Here is an 18,711-nt window from a genome sequence, read left to right as displayed (position 1 = left end):
GGCCTGGGGCACAGGGCACGGGACTTCGGAGGTCCCGTCGCGCCGGGACGGCCCCGCCGCCACCGTCAGGCCTGCTCCGCGAATGTCCCCCGGCTTCCGCCCTGGGCGGAAGCCTCCTCCTTGAGTTCGCTGCGCAGGCCTGCCGGCCGCGACGGGGCGCGGCGCCGGGTTGTCGGCTGTCGGACGTGGTGCCGCGTCCGGGGCTTGGGGGGCCGGCAATTCGGACGCGGACCGGCGATCGGAAGGGCCCCGCCGCCACCGTCAGGCCTGCTCCGCGAATGTCCCCCGGCTTCCGTTGGGCGGAAGCCGCCTCCTTGAGTTCGCTGCGCAGGCCTGCCGGCAGCAGCGGGACTCGGCTCCGGATCGTCGGCTGTCGGTGTGGTGCCCCGTCCGGGGCACGGGCCGGGACTTCGGACGCGAACTGGCGGGTGGCGAGCCGCGCCATCGGGAGCGAGGCGGTTGCGGGCGGGCCGGCCCAGGTCCCGCGATGCTAAGAAAATGTTGCAACGTGCCATGCATCACGGGATGAAAACGTTTACATTCCGGCCGTCCCGCCCCCCCAAGCCCCGGACGCCGCATGTCGTATTCCGCTCCCAGGTTCCTCTTGCCCCTGTTCACCGCCGCCCTGGCGGTCGTGCTGGGGATGCCCGTCACGGCGGCGCCCGCCCGGCCGTTCACCTCGGCCGGGGATGAGGAGGCTGAACGGGCCTTCGTCGATGCGCTGCTGGCGCGGATGACCCTGGCCGAGAAGCTGGGGCAGCTCAACCAGCCGCCCGGCGTGGGCAACAACACCGGCCCGGCGGCAATGGCGGGCAGCGAGGAGCAGGTGCGCCAGGGCCAGATCGGGTCCTGGCTGGGGACGCAGGGGGCGGAGCTGACCTGCCGCCTGCAGAAGATCGCGGTCGAGGAATCGCGGCTCGGAATCCCGCTGCTGTTCGCCTACGACGTGATCCACGGGATGCGGACCGTCTTTCCCGTGCCGCTGGGCGAGGCGTCGAGCTTCGACCCGGAGGAAGTGCGCAACGCCGCGCGGGTCGCGGCGGTGGAGGCCACGGCGCATGGGGTGCACTGGACCTATGCGCCGATGGTCGACATCGCCCGCGACCCGCGCTGGGGGCGGATCGTGGAAGGCTCGGGCGAGGATCCGTACCTGGGTTCGGTGCTGGCGGCCGCGCGGGTACGCGGTTTCCAGGGCGACGACCTGGCCGCACCCGACACCCTGCTCGCGACCGCCAAGCACTTCGTCGCCTACGGCGCGGCCGAGGGCGGGCGCGATTACGACGTCGCCGACATCTCCGAGCGCACCCTGCACGAGGTCTACCTGCCGCCGTTCAAGGCCGCGGTCGACGCCGGTGCGCAGTCGGTGATGGCCAGCTTCAACGAGATCGGCGGCATCCCGATGCATGCCCATCGCGGCCTGATCCAGGACCTGCTGCGCGGGCAGTGGGGCTGGGACGGGCTGCTGGTGAGCGACTACACCGGGGTGATGGAGCTGATGCCGCACGGCATCGCCGCCGACCGCGAGGAGGCCGGGCGTCGCGGGCTGCACGCGGGCGTGGACGTGGACATGGTCAGCGCGATCTACGTGAAGGACCTGCCGGCCGCGGTCGAGGCGGGGCGGGTGCCCATGGCCGAGGTCGACGCCGCCGTGCGACGCGTGCTCAACGCCAAGTACCGGCTCGGCCTGTTCGAGGATCCGTACCGCTACTGCCGCGACGCAGGCCGCCAGCAGGCGCTGACGCTGGCGCCGGAACACCGCGCCGCGGCGCGGCGCATGGCGCAGAAGTCCATGGTGCTGCTGGAAAACGAGGGCGCGGTGCTGCCGCTGTCGAAGGACATCGGCACGCTGGCGGTCATTGGCCCGCTCGCCGACGAGCCCTGGGCGATGCTCGGCAACTGGGTCGGCATCGGCCGGCCCGAGGACGCGGTCACGCCGCTGGCGGCGCTGCGCGAGCGCATCGGGCCGCGCACCAGGCTGCTGGTGGCCAAGGGGGCGCAGGTCGACGGCGACGACACCTCGGGCTTCGAGGAGGCCGTGCGCGCCGCACGCCAGGCCGACGCGGTGCTGATGTTCCTGGGCGAGCATCCGGAAATGAGCGCCGAGGCCAACAACCGCACCTCGCTCGACCTGCCGGGCGTGCAGGAGCAGCTGGCGCTGGCGGTCGCGGCGACGGGCAAGCCGGTGGTCGTGGTGCTGCTCAACGGCCGGCCGCTGTCTACCGGCGCGCTGCAGGGCAAGGTGGCCTCGATCCTGGAGGCGTGGTTCCCCGGGGTGGAGGGCGGCAACGCGCTGGTCGACGTGCTGTTCGGCGACGTCGCGCCGTCGGGCAAGCTGCCGGTGACCGTGCCGCGCAACGTCGGCCAGGTGCCGATCTACCACGCGCGCCGCAACACCGGCCGTCCGCCGTCGCAGGACGACAAGTACACCAGCAAGTACATCGACGTGCACTGGACGCCGCTGTATCCGTTCGGGCACGGGTTGGGCTACACGACGTTCGAATACGGCGCGCCGACGGTGGAGCGCGCACGCGTGCCGCTCGACGACCTGCGCCAGGTGGTGCGGGTGCGGGTGGCCAACACCGGTCCGCGCGCCGGCACCGAGGTGGTGCAGCTGTACCTGCGCGACGACGTCGCCAGCGTCACCCGGCCGGTGCGTGAGCTGCGCGGTTTCCAGCGCGTGGAGCTGCAGCCGGGCGAATCGCGCGAGGTCGAGTTCACCCTCGGGTTCGAGGACCTGGCGCTGTACGGCGCGGACATGCGGCGCGTGGTCGAGCCGGGGACGTTCACGGTGTTCGCCGGCGGCAGCTCGGCGGCGGAACGGTCGGCGAGGTTCGAGGTGGTGGGGCGATGAGCGCCGTCACGCAACCGGTGGAAGGAGTCCGGCCGTGAGCGTCACGATCAAGGATGTCGCGCGCCAGGCCAACGTGTCGGTGGCGACCGTGTCGCGCGCGCTCAACGGCCATCCGAACGTGGCCGATGACGTGCGCCAGCGCGTGTTCGACGTGGCCGCGCGGCTGCGCTACAGCCCGCACCATGCCGCGCGCAGCCTCAGCAGCCGCCGGACCCAGACCATCGGCGTGGTGCTGCCGGACCTGTACGGCGAGTTCTTCTCCGAGCTCATGCGCGGCATCGACCACGTCGCTCGCGAGCGCGGGCTGCACCTGCTGGTGTCGAGCTACCACGGCAACCCGGGCGAGCAGGGCGCCGCGCTGCGCACCATGCGCGGGCGCGTCGACGGCCTGCTGCTGATGTCGCCGTTCCTGATCGGGTCCGAGGATCTGTCGGCCGAACTCCCGCCGCTGCCGGTGGTGCTGATGAACCCCGCGGTGGCCGTGGAGGGCCGGCCTGCCGTCGGGGTCGACAACCATGGCGGCGCGATGGCGATGGTGCGGCACCTGCTTGCGACCGGGCGCCGCCGCATCGCCTTCATCGCCGGGCCCGAGGACAACTTCGACGCCGCCGAACGCCTGCGCGGCTATCGCGATGCCATGGCCGAAGGCGCTCCCGGCGTGGAGCCCCGGGTGCTGGAGGGCGACTTCGGCGAGGCATCCGGCCACCGCGCCGGGCAGCGGCTGCTGGCGGAGGGGCCGCTCCCCGAGGCGGTGTTCGCCGCCAACGACATGATGGCCCTGGGCTGCCTGTTCGCCTTGGGCCAGGGCGGGGTCCGGGTGCCCGCGGACGTCGCCCTGGCCGGGTTCGACGACATCCCGCTTTCGCGTTACGTACACCCGCCGCTCACGACGATGCGGGTCGAGATCGCCGAGTTGGGCGCGCTCGCGATCCGGCGCCTGCTCGAGGCAGGAACGGAAGCAGGGGGCGAGGACGTCGGGCCGCGGCTGCTGCAGCCGCGGCTGGTGGTGCGCGCGTCCTGCGGGGCGGTCCCGGACACGGGGTGAGGCGTGCCGCATCCCGCCGACCGCTGCTGGAGTCGAAGAAGAAGGTGCCCACGCGCCATTCCCCGTTTCAACGACAAGAGGACAGCCCTGGGAGGGGCCACACGATGAACCGCAAGTCCCGTATCGCGTCCCGCAGGCTCGAACGCAGCCTGCTCAGTTGCGCGCTGGCCGGCTGCATGCTGCTCTCGGCCCCCGCGATCGCCCAGTCCACGGGCGCCACCCTGCGCGGCAAGGTCGACAGCGGCGCGACCGTCACCGTCACCAACGTCGACACCGGACTGACCCGCACCGCGCGCTCGGCGGAAGGCAACTACGCGGTGACCGGCCTGCCGCCGGGCACCTACCGCATCGACGTGGTGGTGGACGGGCAGGCCAGTTCCCGTTCGGTGGTCCTGGCCGTCGGCCAGACCGCCACGGTGGACCTGGTCGACGCCGCCACGCCGGTCGTGGACGGTGGCGACGCCACCACGCTCGACGCGGTGCGCGTCACCGCCGCCCGGCTCACCGAGACCAAGACCTCGGAGATCGCCACCTACGTGTCCAACCGCCAGATCGAAGCGCTGCCGCAGAACTCGCGCAACTTCCTGGCGTTCGCCGACACCGTGCCCGGCATGGTGTTCACCACCGAACCCAACGGCAACACCCGCCTGCGCTCCGGCGCCCAGACCGCGTCGGGGATCAACGTCTACATCGACGGCGTGGGGCAGAAGAACTACACCCTGCCGGGTGGCGTCACCGGCCAGGACTCGAGCCGCGGCAACCCGTTCCCGCAGTCGGCGATCGGCGAGTACAAGGTCATCACCCAGAACTACAAGGCCGAGTTCGACCAGATCAGCAGCGCCGCGATCGTGGCAGCCACGCGTTCGGGCACCAACGAGTTCGAGGGCAGCTTCTTCTGGGACCGGACCAGCACCGACTGGCGCAAGGCCACCGAGTTCGAGGAGCGCGCCGGGGCCAAGGAGGAGTCGTCGCAGGAACAGTACGGCGTGTCCTTCGGCGGTCCGATCATCCGCGACGTCGCGCACTTCTTCATCGCATACGAGGCCAAGGAGATCAGCACCCCGCGCACGCTGGAGATCGGGCGCGGCTTCAGCCCGTCTGACCTGCCGCCGGCGCTGCGCGAGGCCTACGGGACCGGATCGCTGAGTTCGCCGTTCAAGGAGGACCTGTACTTCGGCAAGGTCGACTGGCTGGTCGGCGAGGACCACCTGTTCGAACTGACGTTCAAGCGCCGCGAGGAAAGCGACGTGGCCGGCGTCGGCGGGCAGACGCCGCTGATCGCGGGCGTCGACAACGTCAACGAGGAAACCCGCGTCGACCTGCGCTACCAGTTCACCCGCGGCGACTGGCTCAACGACGCCCACGTCACCTACGAGGAGGCGTTCTGGAGCCCGCGCCCGACGACGATGGAGCCCGGCTACGTGCTGGTGGACGGAGGTCGCAACGACGTGATCTTCCGCGGCGGCGGCAGCCCCAACTTCCAGGACAAGGGCCAGGAAGGCTGGTCGTTCCAGGACGACCTGACCTTCACCGGCTGGCTCGACCACACCGTGAAGATGGGCATCAAGTACAAGGCGGTGGAGGTGCGGGCGCAGGAGCGCAACTTCCACAACCCGCAGTTCTACTACGACATCAACGAGAGCACCACGGCGCCGTTCCTGGTGCAGTTCGGCGCGCCGCTGGCCGGCGTCGGGGACGGCAGCGTGGTCTCGCGCAACCGCCAGTTCGGCATCTACATCCAGGACGACTGGGACGTCACCGACCGGCTGCAGCTGAACCTGGGCGTGCGCTGGGACTACGAGGAGACCCCGAGCCACGAGGACTACGTCACGCCTGCCGAGGTGGTGGCGGCGCTGGAAGGCTCCGAGGCGATCAACAACCCCGCCTCGGGCATCAACATCTACGACTACATCAGCACCGGCAACAACCGCAGGCCCGACCGCAACAACTGGGCGCCGCGCCTGGGCTTCTCGTACGACCTGAGCGGCGACCAGCGCCACGTGCTGTTCGGCGGCGCGGGCCGTTCCTACGACCGCAACCTGTTCGACTACCTGCAGAACGAGGTGACCAAGGCCTCGTTCCCGCAGTTCACGTACGAGTTTGCCACGCCCGCGCATCCGTGCGAGACCGCCAACTGCCTGGAATGGGATCCGGCGTACCTCGACCCCGAAGTCCTGCGCGGAGTGGCCGCGTCCGACGGCACCGGGCGCGAGGTTTACCTCAACCACAACAACCTGCGCGTGCCGTACTCCGACCAGTTCAGCCTCGGCATCCGCAACACGTTCGGCGACTGGAATACCGAGTTCACGCTGTCGCACATCCGCAGCAAGGACGGCGTGGCGGCGTTCCTCGGCAACCGCCGCGACGGTGGCCTGTTCTTCGCGCCGGGCACGACCTGGGGCCCGCCATGGGGCATGAACTTCGCGCCCTTCGGCACCCTGGCGCTGATCAACAACGCGCTCGAGACCAGGTCGAACTCGGTGCTGGTGAAGGCCGAGAAGCCCTACACCAGCGCGTCCGGCTGGGGCGCAACGGTCGCCTACACGTTCACCGACGGCGAGCAGAACAGCAACATCACCGGCTGGCCGGGTGCGTTCGACTACCCGACGATCGACGGGTTCGGCTGGTTCCCGGCGCGCTACGCGCCCAAGCACCGGCTGGTGGCCACCGGCATCTACGACGCGCCTTACGGGATCACGCTGTCGGCCAAGCTGACCCTGGCCTCGCACACGCCCGACTACGGCATCAACTGCTACGACGCGCCCGACTTCGACAACTGCTTCTTCGACTGGTTCATCCCGGAGGGCACCATCGGCTTCAAGCAGTTCGACATCGCCGCGGCCAAGGAATGGACGCCGTCCGACCAGATCCGGTTCCGCGTCCGCGCCGACCTGCTGAACGTGTTCAACTGGGTCAACTACGCGGACTTCAACGACTGGTACGGCGCGCCGGGCGAGCGCGACCCGAACTGGGGACGCCCGAGCAGCCAGCACCTGCCCACGCGGCAGTTCAAGCTGTCGTTCGGGATCGACTGGTGAGGGGCAGGGCGTGCAGGAACGGCTGATCCTGGCCAGGCAGGGACGGGCGCCGCACGGGAAGGGGCGAGATGCAGGTTGAGCGGAGGTCCTGGAGCCGGGCGCTCGCGCTCGCGGGCTTGCTCCTGCTGCTGGCCGCGTGCCGGCAGCAGGCGCCCGAGCCCGAACAGCCAACGATGGAACCGCCCAGGCCGGGCCCGATCCCGCAGGTGGTCGAGCCCGAACCGGAGCCACCGCTGGAGGAGCCGGCGGGTCCGCCCGAACTGCCGCCGCTGTTCCGCGACATCGAGCGGCGCACGTTCCAGTTCTTCTGGGACACCACCAACGAGGTCAACGGGCTGACCCCGGACCGGTTTCCGTCGCGCCCGTTCGCCAGCATCGCCTCGGTCGGGTTCTCGCTCACCGCGTACCCGATCGGGATCGAGAACGGCTGGGTCAGCCGGACCCAGGCGGTGGACCGGACCCTGACCACGCTGCGGTTCCTGGCCAACGCGAAGATGGGACCGCAGGCCCGCGGCCGCAGCGGACACAAGGGGTTCTTCTACCACTTCCTCGACATGCAGACCGGGGAGCGCTACGACTCCTGGGTCGAACTGTCGAGCGTGGACACCGGCCTGCTGCTGATGGGGGTGCTGTTCGCGCAGTCCTATTACACGGGCGACGACCCGCGCGAGGTCGAGATCCGCCAGCTCGCCGACCGGATCTACCGCCGGGTCGAGTGGCCGTGGCTGCAGCAGCGGCCGCCATTGATCTCGATGGGCTGGTACCCCGAGCGCGGCTTCATTCCGCACGACTGGAAGGGCTACAACGAGGCGATGCTGGTCTACATCCTCGCCCTCGGCTCGCCGACCCATCCGGTCGAACCCGAGGCGTGGGAGGTGTGGACCCAGACCTACGAGCGCGACTGGGGCGTGTACCAGGGCCAGGAGTACCTGAGCTTCGGCCCGCACTTCGGCCACCAGTACTCGCACGTGTGGATCGATTTCCGCGGCATCCGCGACGAGTACATGCGCATGCGCGGCATCGACTACTTCGAGAACAGCCGCCGCGCCACCTACGCCCAGCGCGCCTACGCCATCGAGAACCCGATGAAGTGGGAGGACTACGGCGAGAACGTGTGGGGGCTCACCGCCAGCGACGGTCCGCAGCGCACCTTCCAGCAGTACAAGGGCGAGCAGCGCGAGTTCCGCCACTACAGCGCCCGCGGCGTTGGGCTGTCGGACGCGTTCGACGACGGGACGATCGCGCCGACCGCGGCGATCGGCTCGATCGCCTTCGCCCCGGAGATCGTGATCCCGGCCACCGAGGAGCTGTACGAACGCTACGGCGAGTACCTGTATTCGAGCTACGGCTTCCTCGACGCGATCAACCCGAGCTTCACCTACGACATCCCGCTCAAGACCGGGCGCCTGATCCCCGGCCGCGGCTGGGTGGCCAGCGACTACATCGGCATCGACCAGGGCCCGATCCTGACCATGATCGCCAACTACCGCAACGAGTTCGTGTGGAAGGTGATGCGCGAGAACCCCTACATCCGGCGCGGGCTCGAGCGCGCGGGGTTCACCGGCGGCTGGCTGGCCCCGCCGGGTGAGCCGGCGACCTCGGGGGAGCCCGATCCCGAGGCCGCCGCGGTGGAGGACATCGGCATCGCCCAGTCGCGCGTCCACGACGAAGACGAGAAACCGCCGGCGGAGCCGAGGGCGTCGGATCCGCCACCGCAGTAGGGTCTGGGACAATGGGGCGGTTCCCGGTCCGCCGCATTGCCGGCGCCACCGGGGATGCCGCATTCGGGACGGGACGTGAGTGATGCGATTGCGCTGGCCAATCGGGTTCGCGGCGACGTGCGTGGCCATCCTGGTGGCCATGCTCGCCGCCTGCGCCCGCGACGACGGCACGACCACGATCCGCTTCTGGGCCATGGGCCGCGAGGCGGAAGTGGTGGCCGAACTGCTGCGCGACTTCGAGCGCGAGCATCCGGGCATCCGGGTGGAGCTGCAGCAGATCCCCTGGACCGCGGCGCACGAGAAGCTGCTCACCGCCTGGGCCGCGGACGCGCTGCCGGACGTGTGCCAGCTGGGCAACACCTGGATCGCGGAATTCGCCACGCTCGGGGCGCTGGCGCCGCTGCAGGCGCGCGTCGACGCTTCGGCGGTCGTCGAGGAGGAGGACTATTTCCCCGGCATCTGGGGTACCAACGTGGTCGACGGCGTGCTCGTGGGCGTGCCCTGGTACGTCGATACCCGGCTGCTGTTCTACCGCCGCGACCTGCTCGAGCGCGCCGGCGTGCGCGAGCCGCCGCGGACCTGGGCGCAGTGGGAGCAGGCGATGGAGGCGCTCGTGCGGCAGGCCGGCCCCGGGCAGCATGCGATCCTGCTGCCGCTCAACGAGTTCGAGCCGCAGCTGTCGTTCGCGCTGCAGGCCGGCGATCCGCTGCTGCGCGACGACGACGGGCGCGGCAACTTCCGCAGCCCGGGCTTCGCGCGGGCGCTGGCGTTCTACGCCGGCCTGTTCGAGCGTGGCTTCGCCCCGCCGGTGTCGGAGACCCAGATCTCGAACGTGTGGGACGAGTTCTTCCGCGGCAGTTTCGCCTTCTACCTGTCCGGGCCATGGAACATCCGCGAGTTCCGCCGCCGCGAGCCGCCCGGGATGGAGGGCGCCTGGGGCACGATGCCGCTCCCCGGGCCGGACGGCCCCGGCGCCGGCATCGCCGGCGGCACCAGCCTGGTGCTGGCGCGCGGCTCCCGCCACCAGGACGAGGCGTGGCGGCTGGTCGAGTTCCTGTCGCGGCCCGACATCCAGCAGCGCTTCCACGCCATGATCGGCAACCTGCCGCCGCGCCGCAGCACCTGGTCGCATCCGGCGCTCGCCAGCGACCCGCTGGCGCATGCGTTCCGCGACCAGCTCGAGCGGGTGCGGCCGACGCCGCAGGTGCTGGAGTGGGAGCGGATCGTGCACGAGATGCGCCTGGTGACCGAACGGGTGGTGCGCGGCGGCCTGTCGCAGGAGGCGGCGATGGCCGAACTGGACGCGCGCGTGGACGCGATCCTCGAGAAGCGGCGCTGGGTGCGCGCGCGCGACGCGGAGGCGGCCGGTGCACGCTAGGCTGGCCGGGTGGGTGTTCGCGGGCCCGGCGCTGCTGGTGCTGGCGGTGTTCTTCGCCCTGCCGGTGGCCGCGGCGCTGCTGCTGAGCCTGACCGACTTCGACCTGTACGCCCTGGCCGATCCCGCCCACCTGCGCTTCGTCGCCCTCGGCAACTACCTCGACCTGCTGCGCACGCCGCTGTTCTGGAAGTCGCTGGGCAACACGTTCTATTTCGTGCTGGTGGGCGTGCCGGTCTCGATCGCACTGTCGCTGGCCGCGGCCCTGCTGCTCGACTCGCCGCTGGCGCGGATGCGCGCGGCGTTCCGGACCGCGCTGTTCGCGCCGGTGGTCACGACCGTGGTTGCGGTCGCGGTGATCTGGCGCTACCTGTTCCACACCAGCTACGGCCTGGTGAACTGGGCCCTGGGCCATGTCGGCATCGCCCCGGTGGACTGGCTCGGCGACCCGCACTGGGCGATGCCGACGATCATCGCGTTCGCGGCCTGGAAGAACTTCGGCTACAACATGGTGATCCTGCTGGCCGGCCTGCAGGCCATCCCCCGGGACCTGTACGAGGCCGCGCGCATCGACGGCGCCTCGCGCTGGCGCCAGTTCTTGCACATCACCCTGCCGCAGCTGGGGCCGGTGCTGCTGGTCGTGGGCGTGATCACCGTGTCGGGCTACTTCCAGCTGTTCGCCGAGCCCTACGTGATGACCCGCGGCGATCCGCTGCAGAGCACGGTCAGCGTGCTGTACTACATGTTCGAGGAAGGTTTCCGCTGGTGGAACCTGGGGCGCGCCTCGGCCATCGCCTTCGTGCTGTTCGTGGTGATCCTGGCCGCGACCGCGCTGTTGCTGCGCTTCGGGCGCCGCAGGGGGGCGCTGTGAGCCGGCCGGTCGGGGAGACGCGCTGGCGTGCCGCCGGCGTCAACGCGGCGCTGCTGGCGCTGGCGGCGCTGAGCCTGGCGCCGCTGGCGTGGATGCTGTCGGTCTCGTTCATGCCGCGCGGGGAGGCCGCGCAGTTCCCGCCGCCCCTGCTGCCTTCGGCGCCCACCCTGGACAACTACCGCGAGCTGTTCGCGCGCACCGGGATGGCGCGCCATTTCGCCAACAGCCTGCTGGTCGCGACGGCGATCACCGGCCTGTCGCTGCTGGTGAACACGATGGCCGGCTACGCCTTCGCCAAGCTGCGCTTCCGCGGCCGCGAGCGGCTGTTCCAGCTCCTGCTTGCGGCGCTGGTGGTGCCGGCGCAGGTGGCCATGCTGCCGCTGTTCCTGCTGATGAAGCAGCTGGGCCTGGTGGACAGCTACTGGGGCGTGATCCTGCCCGCGATGGCGAGCGTGTTCGGGATCTTCCTGGTACGCCAGTACGCGCGCTCGATCCCGGACGAGCTGGTCGAGGCGGCGCGGATCGACGGCGCGGGCGAGCTGCGGATCTTCTTCCGGATCGTGCTGCCGCTGCTGCGCCCGGTACTGGCCACGCTGGCGGTGTTCACCTTCATGGCGTCGTGGAACGACTTCATGTGGCCGCTGATCGTGCTCACCGGCCAGGAGCACTACACCCTGCCGGTGGCCATCGCCTCGCTGTCGCGCGAGCATGTGATGGACGTGGAACTGATGATGGCCGGTGCGGTGGTGACCGTGGCGCCGGTGCTGGCGCTGTTCCTGCTGCTCCAGCGCCACTACATCCACGGCCTGCTGCTGGGGAGCGTGAAGGGGTGAGGAGGGACTGGCGCCACGGCGCAGGATCACGACAATCCACGCTCCGGCCCCGGCCACGACAGCAGGACGACCCGCATCCGCCGATGACCGACTCCCGCTTCCCGCGTCGCCTCCGCCTCCCGCGCCCGGTCCGCGTCCTGGCCGCCTGCGCGCTTGCCGCGTGCCTGCTCGCCACGCCGGCGCTGGCCCGGGGGGAAGGCGCCGCCGCCGATGCTTCCGCGCCCGAGCCGCCGCGGTTGCTCGACGGCTTCGACGATCCGGCGCCGTGGCGCGTGGTCGCCTCCGACCAGGTGGTCGGCGGGCTGCGGGTGGCAGACGGGGTGGACGGCAAGGCGCTGTGCCTGGACTACGACTTCAACGGCGTGTCGGGCTACGCCGGGATCCAGCGCGACCTGCCGCTGGTGCTGCCCGGCAACTACCGGTTCTCCTTCCAGCTTCGCGGCGACTCGCCCGGCAACGACCTGCAGTTCAAGCTGATCGACGCCAGCGGCGACAACGTGTGGTGGGTCGACCGGCCCCGCCATGATTTCCCGCGGCAGTGGGCGGAGGTGCGCTACCGCCGGCGCCACGTCTCGAAGGCCTGGGGCCCGGATCCCGACCCGGTGCTGCGCGAGGCCGCCAGGCTCGAGTTCACCATCGCCAGCCGGGTGGGCGGTCGCGGCAGCGTCTGCTTCGACCAGCTGGTTCTGGAAGCGCTGCCGCCGGACGACGACAGCCCCTTGCACGCGAGCGCGCTGGCGACCTCGGGCGAGGCGGCGCTTGCCGTGGATGGCCTGATGGCCACGGCGTGGCGCGCGGAGCAGGGCGTGCTGCCGCAGCGGCTGGTGCTGGACCTGGGCAGGTCGCGCGAGTTCGGGGGGCTGCGCCTGCGCTGGGAGGGCGGGGACCATGCCTCGCGCTACCACGTGAGCCTGTCGCAGGACGGCAGCGGCTGGCAGGAGGTGCGCACCGTCCGGGACGGCAACGGCGGCGACGACTGGATCGCGCTGCCCGAGTCGGAGGCGCGGTACGTGGCCCTGGACCTGGTCGAGGGTCCGACCCGGCGCTTCGCCCTGGCCGAGGTGCAGGTGCAGCCGCTCGCATTCGCGGCCACGCCGAACGACTTCATCGGCTCGATCGCAGCGCAGTCGCCGCGCGGCCGTTTCCCGCGCGGTTTCCACGGCGAGCAGCCCTACTGGACGGTGCTGGGCGTGGACGGCGGCCTGCAGCAGGGCCTGCTGGGCGAGGACGGCGCGCTGGAGGTCGCGCGCGGCGGCTTCAGCATCGAGCCGTTCGTGCTGGTGGACGGCGCGCTCGCGACCTGGGCCGACGTGGCCACGACCCAGTCGCTGCAGGACGGCTACCTGCCGATCCCGACCGTGCACTGGCGGCGGGCGGACCTGGAGCTGGACGTCACGGCCTTCGCCCACGGCGATCCGCGCGAATCGCAGCTGGTCGCGCGCTACCGCCTGGCCAATCCCGGCGGCAAGGCCCGCGAGTACACGCTGGCGCTGGCGGTGCAGCCATTCCAGGTCAATCCGCCGGCACAGTTCCTCAACACCCGTGGCGGGGTGAGCCCGATCCGCTCGCTGTCGATCGAGGGCGGCACCGTGTCGGTGGACGGGCGCCCGCGCGTCTTCGCCAAGCAGCTGCCCGGCGGGGCGTTCGCGAGCAGCTTCGACGGCGGGATGGCCGCCTCGCACCTGGCGGCGGGCACGCGGCCGGCCGCGACCTCGGTGGTCGATCCCGAGGGGCTGGCGTCCGGCGCGTTGCTGTACCGGATGCGGCTGGCGCCGTGGGAGACGCGCACGATCGAGGTGATGGTGCCTCTCACCGGCACCGGCGCGCTGGCCCGCCGCTGGTGGGACGCGTCCGAGCTGCAGGAGGAGGCCGCCGCCGCATGGCGGTCGCGGCTCGACCGGATCACGCTCACGCTGCCGCCGCAGGGGCGCCCCGTCGCCGACGCGCTGCGCACCGCCCTGGCGCACATGCTCGTCTCGCGCGTCGGCCCGCGGCTGCAACCCGGCACGCGTTCGTACGCGCGCAGCTGGATCCGCGACGGGGCCATGATCTCGGAAGGGCTGCTGCGCCTGGGCCATGCCGACGCGGTGCGCGATTACCTGGAGTGGTACGCGCCCTACCAGTTCGACAGTGGCAAGGTGCCCTGCTGCGTGGACGACCGCGGCAGCGACCCGGTGCCGGAGAACGACAGCCACGGCCAGCTGGTCTTCGCCATCGCCGAGTACTGGCGCCACACCGGCGACGACGCCTTCCTGGAGCGCATGTGGCCGCACGTGGAGGCCGCCTGGCGCTACATGGAGGAGTTGAGCCGGTCCGAGCGCACCGCCGCCAACCGCAGGCGCGACCGCGCCTTCTACGGGATGATGCCGGCCTCGATCAGCCACGAGGGCTATTCGGCCAAGCCGATGCACTCGTACTGGGACAACTTCTGGGCCCTGCGCGGCTACAAGGACGCGGTCGAGGTGGCCCGGGCGCTGGGCCGCGAGGAGGATGCGAAGCGCATGGCCGAGGCGCGCGACCGCTTCCAGGCCGACCTGCTCGACTCGCTGCGCGCGGCCACGCGCCGGCACGGCATCGACTACCTGCCGGGCGCGGCCGAGCTCGGCGACTTCGACCCGACCTCGACCGCCATCGCGCTCGCGCCGGGCGGCGAGCAGGCCCGGCTGCCGCGCGAGCTGCTGCACGGCACCTTCGAACGCTACTGGCGCCACTTCACCGCGCGCCGCGACGGTCGCATGGAATGGAAGGACTACACGCCCTACGAGTGGCGCAACGTCGGCGCATTCGTGCGCCTGGGCTGGCGCGGCCGGGCAAGGGAGGCGTTCGACTGGTTCTTCGCCCACCGCACGCCCCGTGCCTGGAACCAGTGGGCGGAGGTGGTGTCGCGCACGCCGCGAGCGCCGTTCTTCGTCGGCGACCTGCCGCACGCCTGGGTCGCGTCGGATTTCGTGCGCTCGACCCTGGACATGTTCGCCTACGCGCGCGAACACGACGACAGCCTGGTGCTGGCCGCCGGCGTACCCGCCGAGTGGCTGGAGGGAGAGGGCGTCGGCATCGCCGGCCTGCGCACGCCGGCGGGGCCGCTGTCCTACCGCCTCAAGCGCGTGGACGGCGTGCTGGTGCTGGAGGTCGATGACACCGGCCTGCACCTGCCCGCAGGCGGGATGGTGCTGCCCTGGCCGCTGGACGGCGCACCCGGCGCCACCACCGTCAATGGCGCGCCGGCGGAATGGGAAGACGGCGAGCTGCGGATCCGCGCGCTGCCGGCGCGGGTGGAGGTCGCGCTGCCCTGACGCGGGACGTGGCCTCGCGGCGTCGCGGACCGCGCGAATCCGGAGCGGTCGGGTCCGCACGATCCACGCGCCGGGTCGAACGGGAGCGACGGCGCGCATCCTTCCTTCGGACCGGAAGCGCGAGGGCGCGCGCACGCGCGGTCCGGGGGACACGGAGATTGCGCGCACCGGCTGCGTTGTAGTCTTGGCCCGTCACGTGACCTGCGCATGCGCATGACCCCTGTGCCCCAACGTCCGGTTGCGCTGTGGCCGCTGCCGCTGTTGGTGGCGGTGCTGTTCACCGTGGCCGCGCATCTCGCGCTGTGGCTGTCGATCCGCGACGGATGGATCGAGGCCTGCGTGCCGTATGTCGAAGGCTGCACCTCGATCAGCCGCGCTGCGCGCCATGGCCTGGGCAACCACGTGTTCCGGCTGATGGTGTTGCCATGCGCGGCGCTGGTCGGGCTGCACTGGTGGCTGGCCGCGCGATGGCTCGGGCGTGGCGCGGGGATGGTGGCCTGGCTCGGCGTGGCGGCGGCGATTGCGCTGGCCCTCTACGCCGCCTTTCTGGGCACCGAAGGCGAGGCCTACCGCTTCCTGCGCCGTTACGGCGTGGTCTGCTTCTTCGGCTTCGGCTACCTCGCCCAGCTGGTGTTCCTGGCCCGGCTGCGCGCGGGCGGTCAGGGTGGCGCGCCGGTGCGTGCGATGCTGGCGGTGGCGCTGCTGATGCTGGCGCTGGGCCTGGCGAACGTGGCCACTGGCGCGCTGGTCGACGACGGCGGTCTCAAGGACCGGATCGAGAACGTGCTCGAGTGGCACCTGGGCTGGCTGCTGGCAGCCTGGTACCTGCTGCACGCGTGGCTGTGGAGACGGCTCGGCGTGGCGCTCGCGTTCGCGCCGGCGCCGCCGCGGCGCTGAGGCAGGAGGCGGGAGCCAGGAGGCAGGAGGGCGCCGGTCCCTTGGGCCAATCCCTGTAGGAGCGGCTTCAGCCGCGACCAGGCAGACGCATGGCCGTCAGGTGACGGTTTCCGTCCGGCTTCAGGGTCGCGGCTGAAGCCGCTCCTACGGTCGCGACAGCCGGGCGCGGGTGGGGGTCAGCCGCGGGCCGCGGCCACGATCGCGGCCGCGCGCGCGGCGCTTTCGCGCACGCGGGCCCAGTCGCCAGCCGCCAGCCACTCCTTCGGCACCATCCACGATCCGCCGATGCACAGCACGTTGGGCTGGGCGAGGAACTCGGCGGCGTTGGATTCGCTGATGCCGCCGGTGGGACACAGCTTCAGCTGGCCCAGCGGCCCGGCCAGGCCCTTGAGCATCGCCAGGCCGCCGACCGCGCTGGCCGGGAACAGCTTGCAGCAGCGGAAGCCGCGCGCCAGCAGCGACATGAACTCGGTCGGCGTGGCGCCGCCCGGCACGGCCGGGATCGGCGCGCGCGCCAGCGCCTCGGCCAGCGCCGGCGGCGTGCCGGGCGTGACCAGGAAGTCGGCCCCCGCATCCACCGACTGGCGGATCTGCGCCTCGTCGAGCACGGTGCCGGCACCGATCACGATGTCGGGCAGGGCCTTCTTCAGCGCCTCGAGCGTCGCGAGCGCGGCGGGCGTGCGCAGGGTCAGCTCCAGCGCGGTCAGCCCGCCTTCGAGCAGCGCGTCGGCGATGCGTTGCCCCTGTTCGACGCTGTCGACGGTGATCACCGGCAGGATGCCGGCGGAGACCAGGATCTGTTCGGCGCGGGTCTGGAGCGATTCGAGGGTCATTGGCGTGGCGCTGGTTGGAGGGGCGTCAGGCGTCGCGGAATTCGTGCGGGGCGAGGGCGGCGGCTTGCGGATCGTCGCCCAGTTCGTACTCCTGGTCGTATTCCCAGGGGCCGCCGTCGCGCGCCGGCGGGCCGCAGGAGATGGACAGCGCGCCCTGGTCGGCGGGCGTCACCATCGCGCGGCTGAAGGCGAACAGGTTGCGGCCGACGTCCCAGGCGCAGTGGGCGGTACTCGGCGCCGGCTCGCGCGCGGCCCATTCGGCCGCGTCCACGAGCGCCTCGAGCGTCCCGGCCTCGCCGTCGAGGCGGACCAGGTCGCCCTCGCGCAACTTCGCGATCGGGCCGCCTCGCGCGGCTTCGGGCGTGAGGTGGATCGCCGCCGGGATCTTGCCCGACGCGCCCGACAGGCGGCCGTCGGTGACCAGCGCCACGCGCCGGCCCTGGTTCTGCAGCATGCCCAGCAGCGGCGCCAGCGAGTGCAGTTCCGGCATGCCGTTGGCGCGCGGGCCCTGGTAGCGGACCACGGCGACGAAATCCCGCGGCAGCAGTCCCTGCGCGTGCAGGCGGTTGAGCGCACGCGGATCGTCCACTACCACCGCAGGCGCCTCGATCGTGCGGTACTCGGGCTTGACCGCCGACAGCTTGATCAGCGCGCGACCGAGGTTGCCGCGCAGCAGGCGCAGGCCGCCCTGGGCTTCGAACGGGGCCGAGGCCGGACGCACCACGGCGTCGTCGCCGCTGGCCGCCGGGGCCGGCGCGAAGCCGAGCGTGCCGCCGGCCAGGGTCGGCTCGCGGGTCCATTCGCGGATGCCGCCGGGCAGGACGGTCTCGATGTCGTCGTGCATCAGGCCCGCGTCGAGCAGCTCGCGGAACACGAAGCCGATGCCGCCGGCGGCCTGGAAGCGGTTCACGTCCGCCTCGCCGTTCGGGTACACGCGCGCCAGCAGCGGCACCACCTGCGAGAGCCGGTCCATGTCGTCCCAGGTCAGGACGATGCCGGCCGCGCGCGCCACCGCGATCCAGTGGATGGTGTGGTTGGTCGAACCGCCGGTGGCCATCAGCGCCACGACCGCATTGACGATCGCGCGCTCGTCGACCAGGCGCCCGAGCGGGCGGTAGTCCTCGCCCAGCGCGGTGATCGCCAGCGCGCGCTCGGTGGCGGCGAGGGTGAGCGCCTCGCGCAGGCCGGTGCCGGGGTTCACGAACGATCCCGGCAGCTGTACGCCCATCGCCTCGAGCAGCACCTGGTTGGAGTTGGCGGTGCCGTAGAAGGTGCAGGTGCCGGGCGCGTGGTAGGACGCGGCCTCGGCCTCGAGCAGCTCCTCGCGCGTGGCCTCGCCGGCGGCGTAGCGCTCGCGCACCTCCGCCTTCTTCCTGTTCGGGATGCCCGGCGTCATCGGGCCGGCGGGGATGAACACCGAGGGCAGGTGGCCGAAGGCGAGCGCACCGATCAGCAGCCCGGGCACGATCTTGTCGCAGATGCCCAGGTGCACCGCGCTGTCGAACATGTCGTGCGACAGGCCGATGGCGGTGGCCTGCGCGATCACGTCGCGCGAGAACAGCGACAGCTCCATGCCGGCGCGGCCCTGGGTCACGCCATCGCACATCGCCGGCACCGCGCCCGCGACCTGGGCGGTGGCGCCGAGCGCGCGCGCGTGCGCGCGGATCAGGCCCGGGTACGACTCGTACGGCTGGTGCGCCGAGAGCATGTCGTTGTAGGCGCTGATGATGCCGAGGTTGGGGCTGGCCGCGCCGCGCAGGCGCGACTTGTCGGTCGGCTCGCACGCGGCGAAGCCGTGGGCCAGGTTGCCGCAGCTCAGGCGCGACCGGCTCGGCCCGGCCTCGCGCATCGCGTCGATGCCGGCCAGGTAGGCCGCGCGCGACGCGCGGCTGCGGCGGCGGATGCGCTCGGTGACGTCGTGCAGTACGGGATGCAGGCTCATTGGACTTCCGGC

The 18,711-nt window shown here is 71.8% G+C and carries 11 protein-coding genes; 9 read left to right on the top strand and 2 right to left on the bottom strand.

The window, feature by feature from the left end; translation table 11 throughout:
- The first annotated feature begins 577 nt into the window (after positions 1-577).
- From LUTJ29_RS16410 to LUTJ29_RS16405, 9 genes are all read left to right on the top strand, one after another.
- Positions 578-2,851 (top strand): glycoside hydrolase family 3 N-terminal domain-containing protein, encoded by a 2,274-nt coding sequence (locus LUTJ29_RS16410; RefSeq protein WP_043740636.1) that lies wholly within the window; start codon positions 578-580, stop codon positions 2,849-2,851.
- A 34-nt stretch (positions 2,852-2,885) separates the two neighbouring features.
- A complete protein-coding gene (locus tag LUTJ29_RS0106185) occupies positions 2,886-3,896 on the top strand; it encodes a LacI family DNA-binding transcriptional regulator (protein ID WP_027071773.1) in 1,011 nt (336 codons plus the stop codon).
- Positions 3,897-4,000: 104 nt separating this feature from the next.
- Complete coding sequence (locus tag LUTJ29_RS0106180; protein WP_043740634.1) at positions 4,001-6,934, top strand: TonB-dependent receptor; 2,934 nt, start codon at positions 4,001-4,003, stop codon at positions 6,932-6,934.
- 68 nt (positions 6,935-7,002) lie between these two features.
- Positions 7,003-8,655, top strand: coding sequence for a glucoamylase family protein (locus tag LUTJ29_RS0106175; RefSeq protein WP_027071771.1), 1,653 nt, complete (start codon positions 7,003-7,005; stop codon positions 8,653-8,655).
- Positions 8,656-8,794: 139 nt separating this feature from the next.
- The gene (locus tag LUTJ29_RS0106170) at positions 8,795-10,033 is read left to right on the top strand and encodes a sugar ABC transporter substrate-binding protein (RefSeq protein WP_232221165.1); all 1,239 of its coding nucleotides are present in this window, start codon (positions 8,795-8,797) and stop codon (positions 10,031-10,033) included.
- A complete protein-coding gene (locus LUTJ29_RS0106165) occupies positions 10,023-10,901 on the top strand; it encodes a sugar ABC transporter permease (protein ID WP_027071769.1) in 879 nt (292 codons plus the stop codon). The genes LUTJ29_RS0106170 and LUTJ29_RS0106165 overlap by 11 nt, the downstream gene beginning before the upstream one ends.
- Positions 10,898-11,734 (top strand): carbohydrate ABC transporter permease, encoded by an 837-nt coding sequence (locus tag LUTJ29_RS0106160; protein WP_027071768.1) that lies wholly within the window; start codon positions 10,898-10,900, stop codon positions 11,732-11,734. Before LUTJ29_RS0106165 ends, LUTJ29_RS0106160 begins: the two co-directional genes overlap by 4 nt.
- Before the next feature lie 83 nt (positions 11,735-11,817).
- Positions 11,818-15,027: a discoidin domain-containing protein gene (locus LUTJ29_RS0106155; RefSeq protein ID WP_156911547.1), complete on the top strand. Its 3,210-nt coding sequence runs from the start codon at positions 11,818-11,820 to the stop codon at positions 15,025-15,027.
- A gap of 207 nt (positions 15,028-15,234) precedes the next feature.
- On the top strand, positions 15,235-15,924 hold the full coding sequence (locus tag LUTJ29_RS16405; RefSeq protein WP_156911546.1) for a hypothetical protein: 690 nt from the start codon (positions 15,235-15,237) through the stop codon (positions 15,922-15,924).
- 176 nt (positions 15,925-16,100) lie between these two features.
- Here LUTJ29_RS16405 and LUTJ29_RS0106145 read toward each other — a convergent pair whose 3' ends face one another.
- Both LUTJ29_RS0106145 and edd read right to left on the bottom strand, forming a co-directional pair.
- Positions 16,101-16,757, bottom strand: a complete 657-nt coding sequence (locus LUTJ29_RS0106145; RefSeq protein ID WP_027071766.1) for a bifunctional 4-hydroxy-2-oxoglutarate aldolase/2-dehydro-3-deoxy-phosphogluconate aldolase — start codon at positions 16,755-16,757, stop codon at positions 16,101-16,103.
- 25 nt (positions 16,758-16,782) lie between these two features.
- A complete protein-coding gene (gene edd / locus LUTJ29_RS0106140) occupies positions 16,783-18,699 on the bottom strand; it encodes a phosphogluconate dehydratase (protein ID WP_027071765.1) in 1,917 nt (638 codons plus the stop codon).
- Positions 18,700-18,711 lie beyond the last annotated feature (12 nt).

The organism is Luteimonas sp. J29 (assembly GCF_000472505.1).
Lineage (GTDB): Bacteria > Pseudomonadota > Gammaproteobacteria > Xanthomonadales > Xanthomonadaceae > Luteimonas.
The sequence above is the reverse complement of the archived record's forward strand: the minus strand, read 5'-3'. Positions and strand labels throughout refer to the sequence as shown.

Coding starts and splice junctions, on each gene's coding strand:
- LUTJ29_RS0106145 (WP_027071766.1), bottom strand. CDS start 16,757: ATGACCCTCGAATCGCTCCAGACCCGCGCCGAACAGATCCTGGTCTCC.
- LUTJ29_RS16405 (WP_156911546.1), top strand. CDS start 15,235: ATGCGCATGACCCCTGTGCCCCAACGTCCGGTTGCGCTGTGGCCGCTG.
- LUTJ29_RS0106180 (WP_043740634.1), top strand. CDS start 4,001: ATGAACCGCAAGTCCCGTATCGCGTCCCGCAGGCTCGAACGCAGCCTG.
- LUTJ29_RS16410 (WP_043740636.1), top strand. CDS start 578: ATGTCGTATTCCGCTCCCAGGTTCCTCTTGCCCCTGTTCACCGCCGCC.
- edd (WP_027071765.1), bottom strand. CDS start 18,699: ATGAGCCTGCATCCCGTACTGCACGACGTCACCGAGCGCATCCGCCGC.
- LUTJ29_RS0106175 (WP_027071771.1), top strand. CDS start 7,003: ATGCAGGTTGAGCGGAGGTCCTGGAGCCGGGCGCTCGCGCTCGCGGGC.
- LUTJ29_RS0106155 (WP_156911547.1), top strand. CDS start 11,818: ATGACCGACTCCCGCTTCCCGCGTCGCCTCCGCCTCCCGCGCCCGGTC.
- LUTJ29_RS0106170 (WP_232221165.1), top strand. CDS start 8,795: ATGCTCGCCGCCTGCGCCCGCGACGACGGCACGACCACGATCCGCTTC.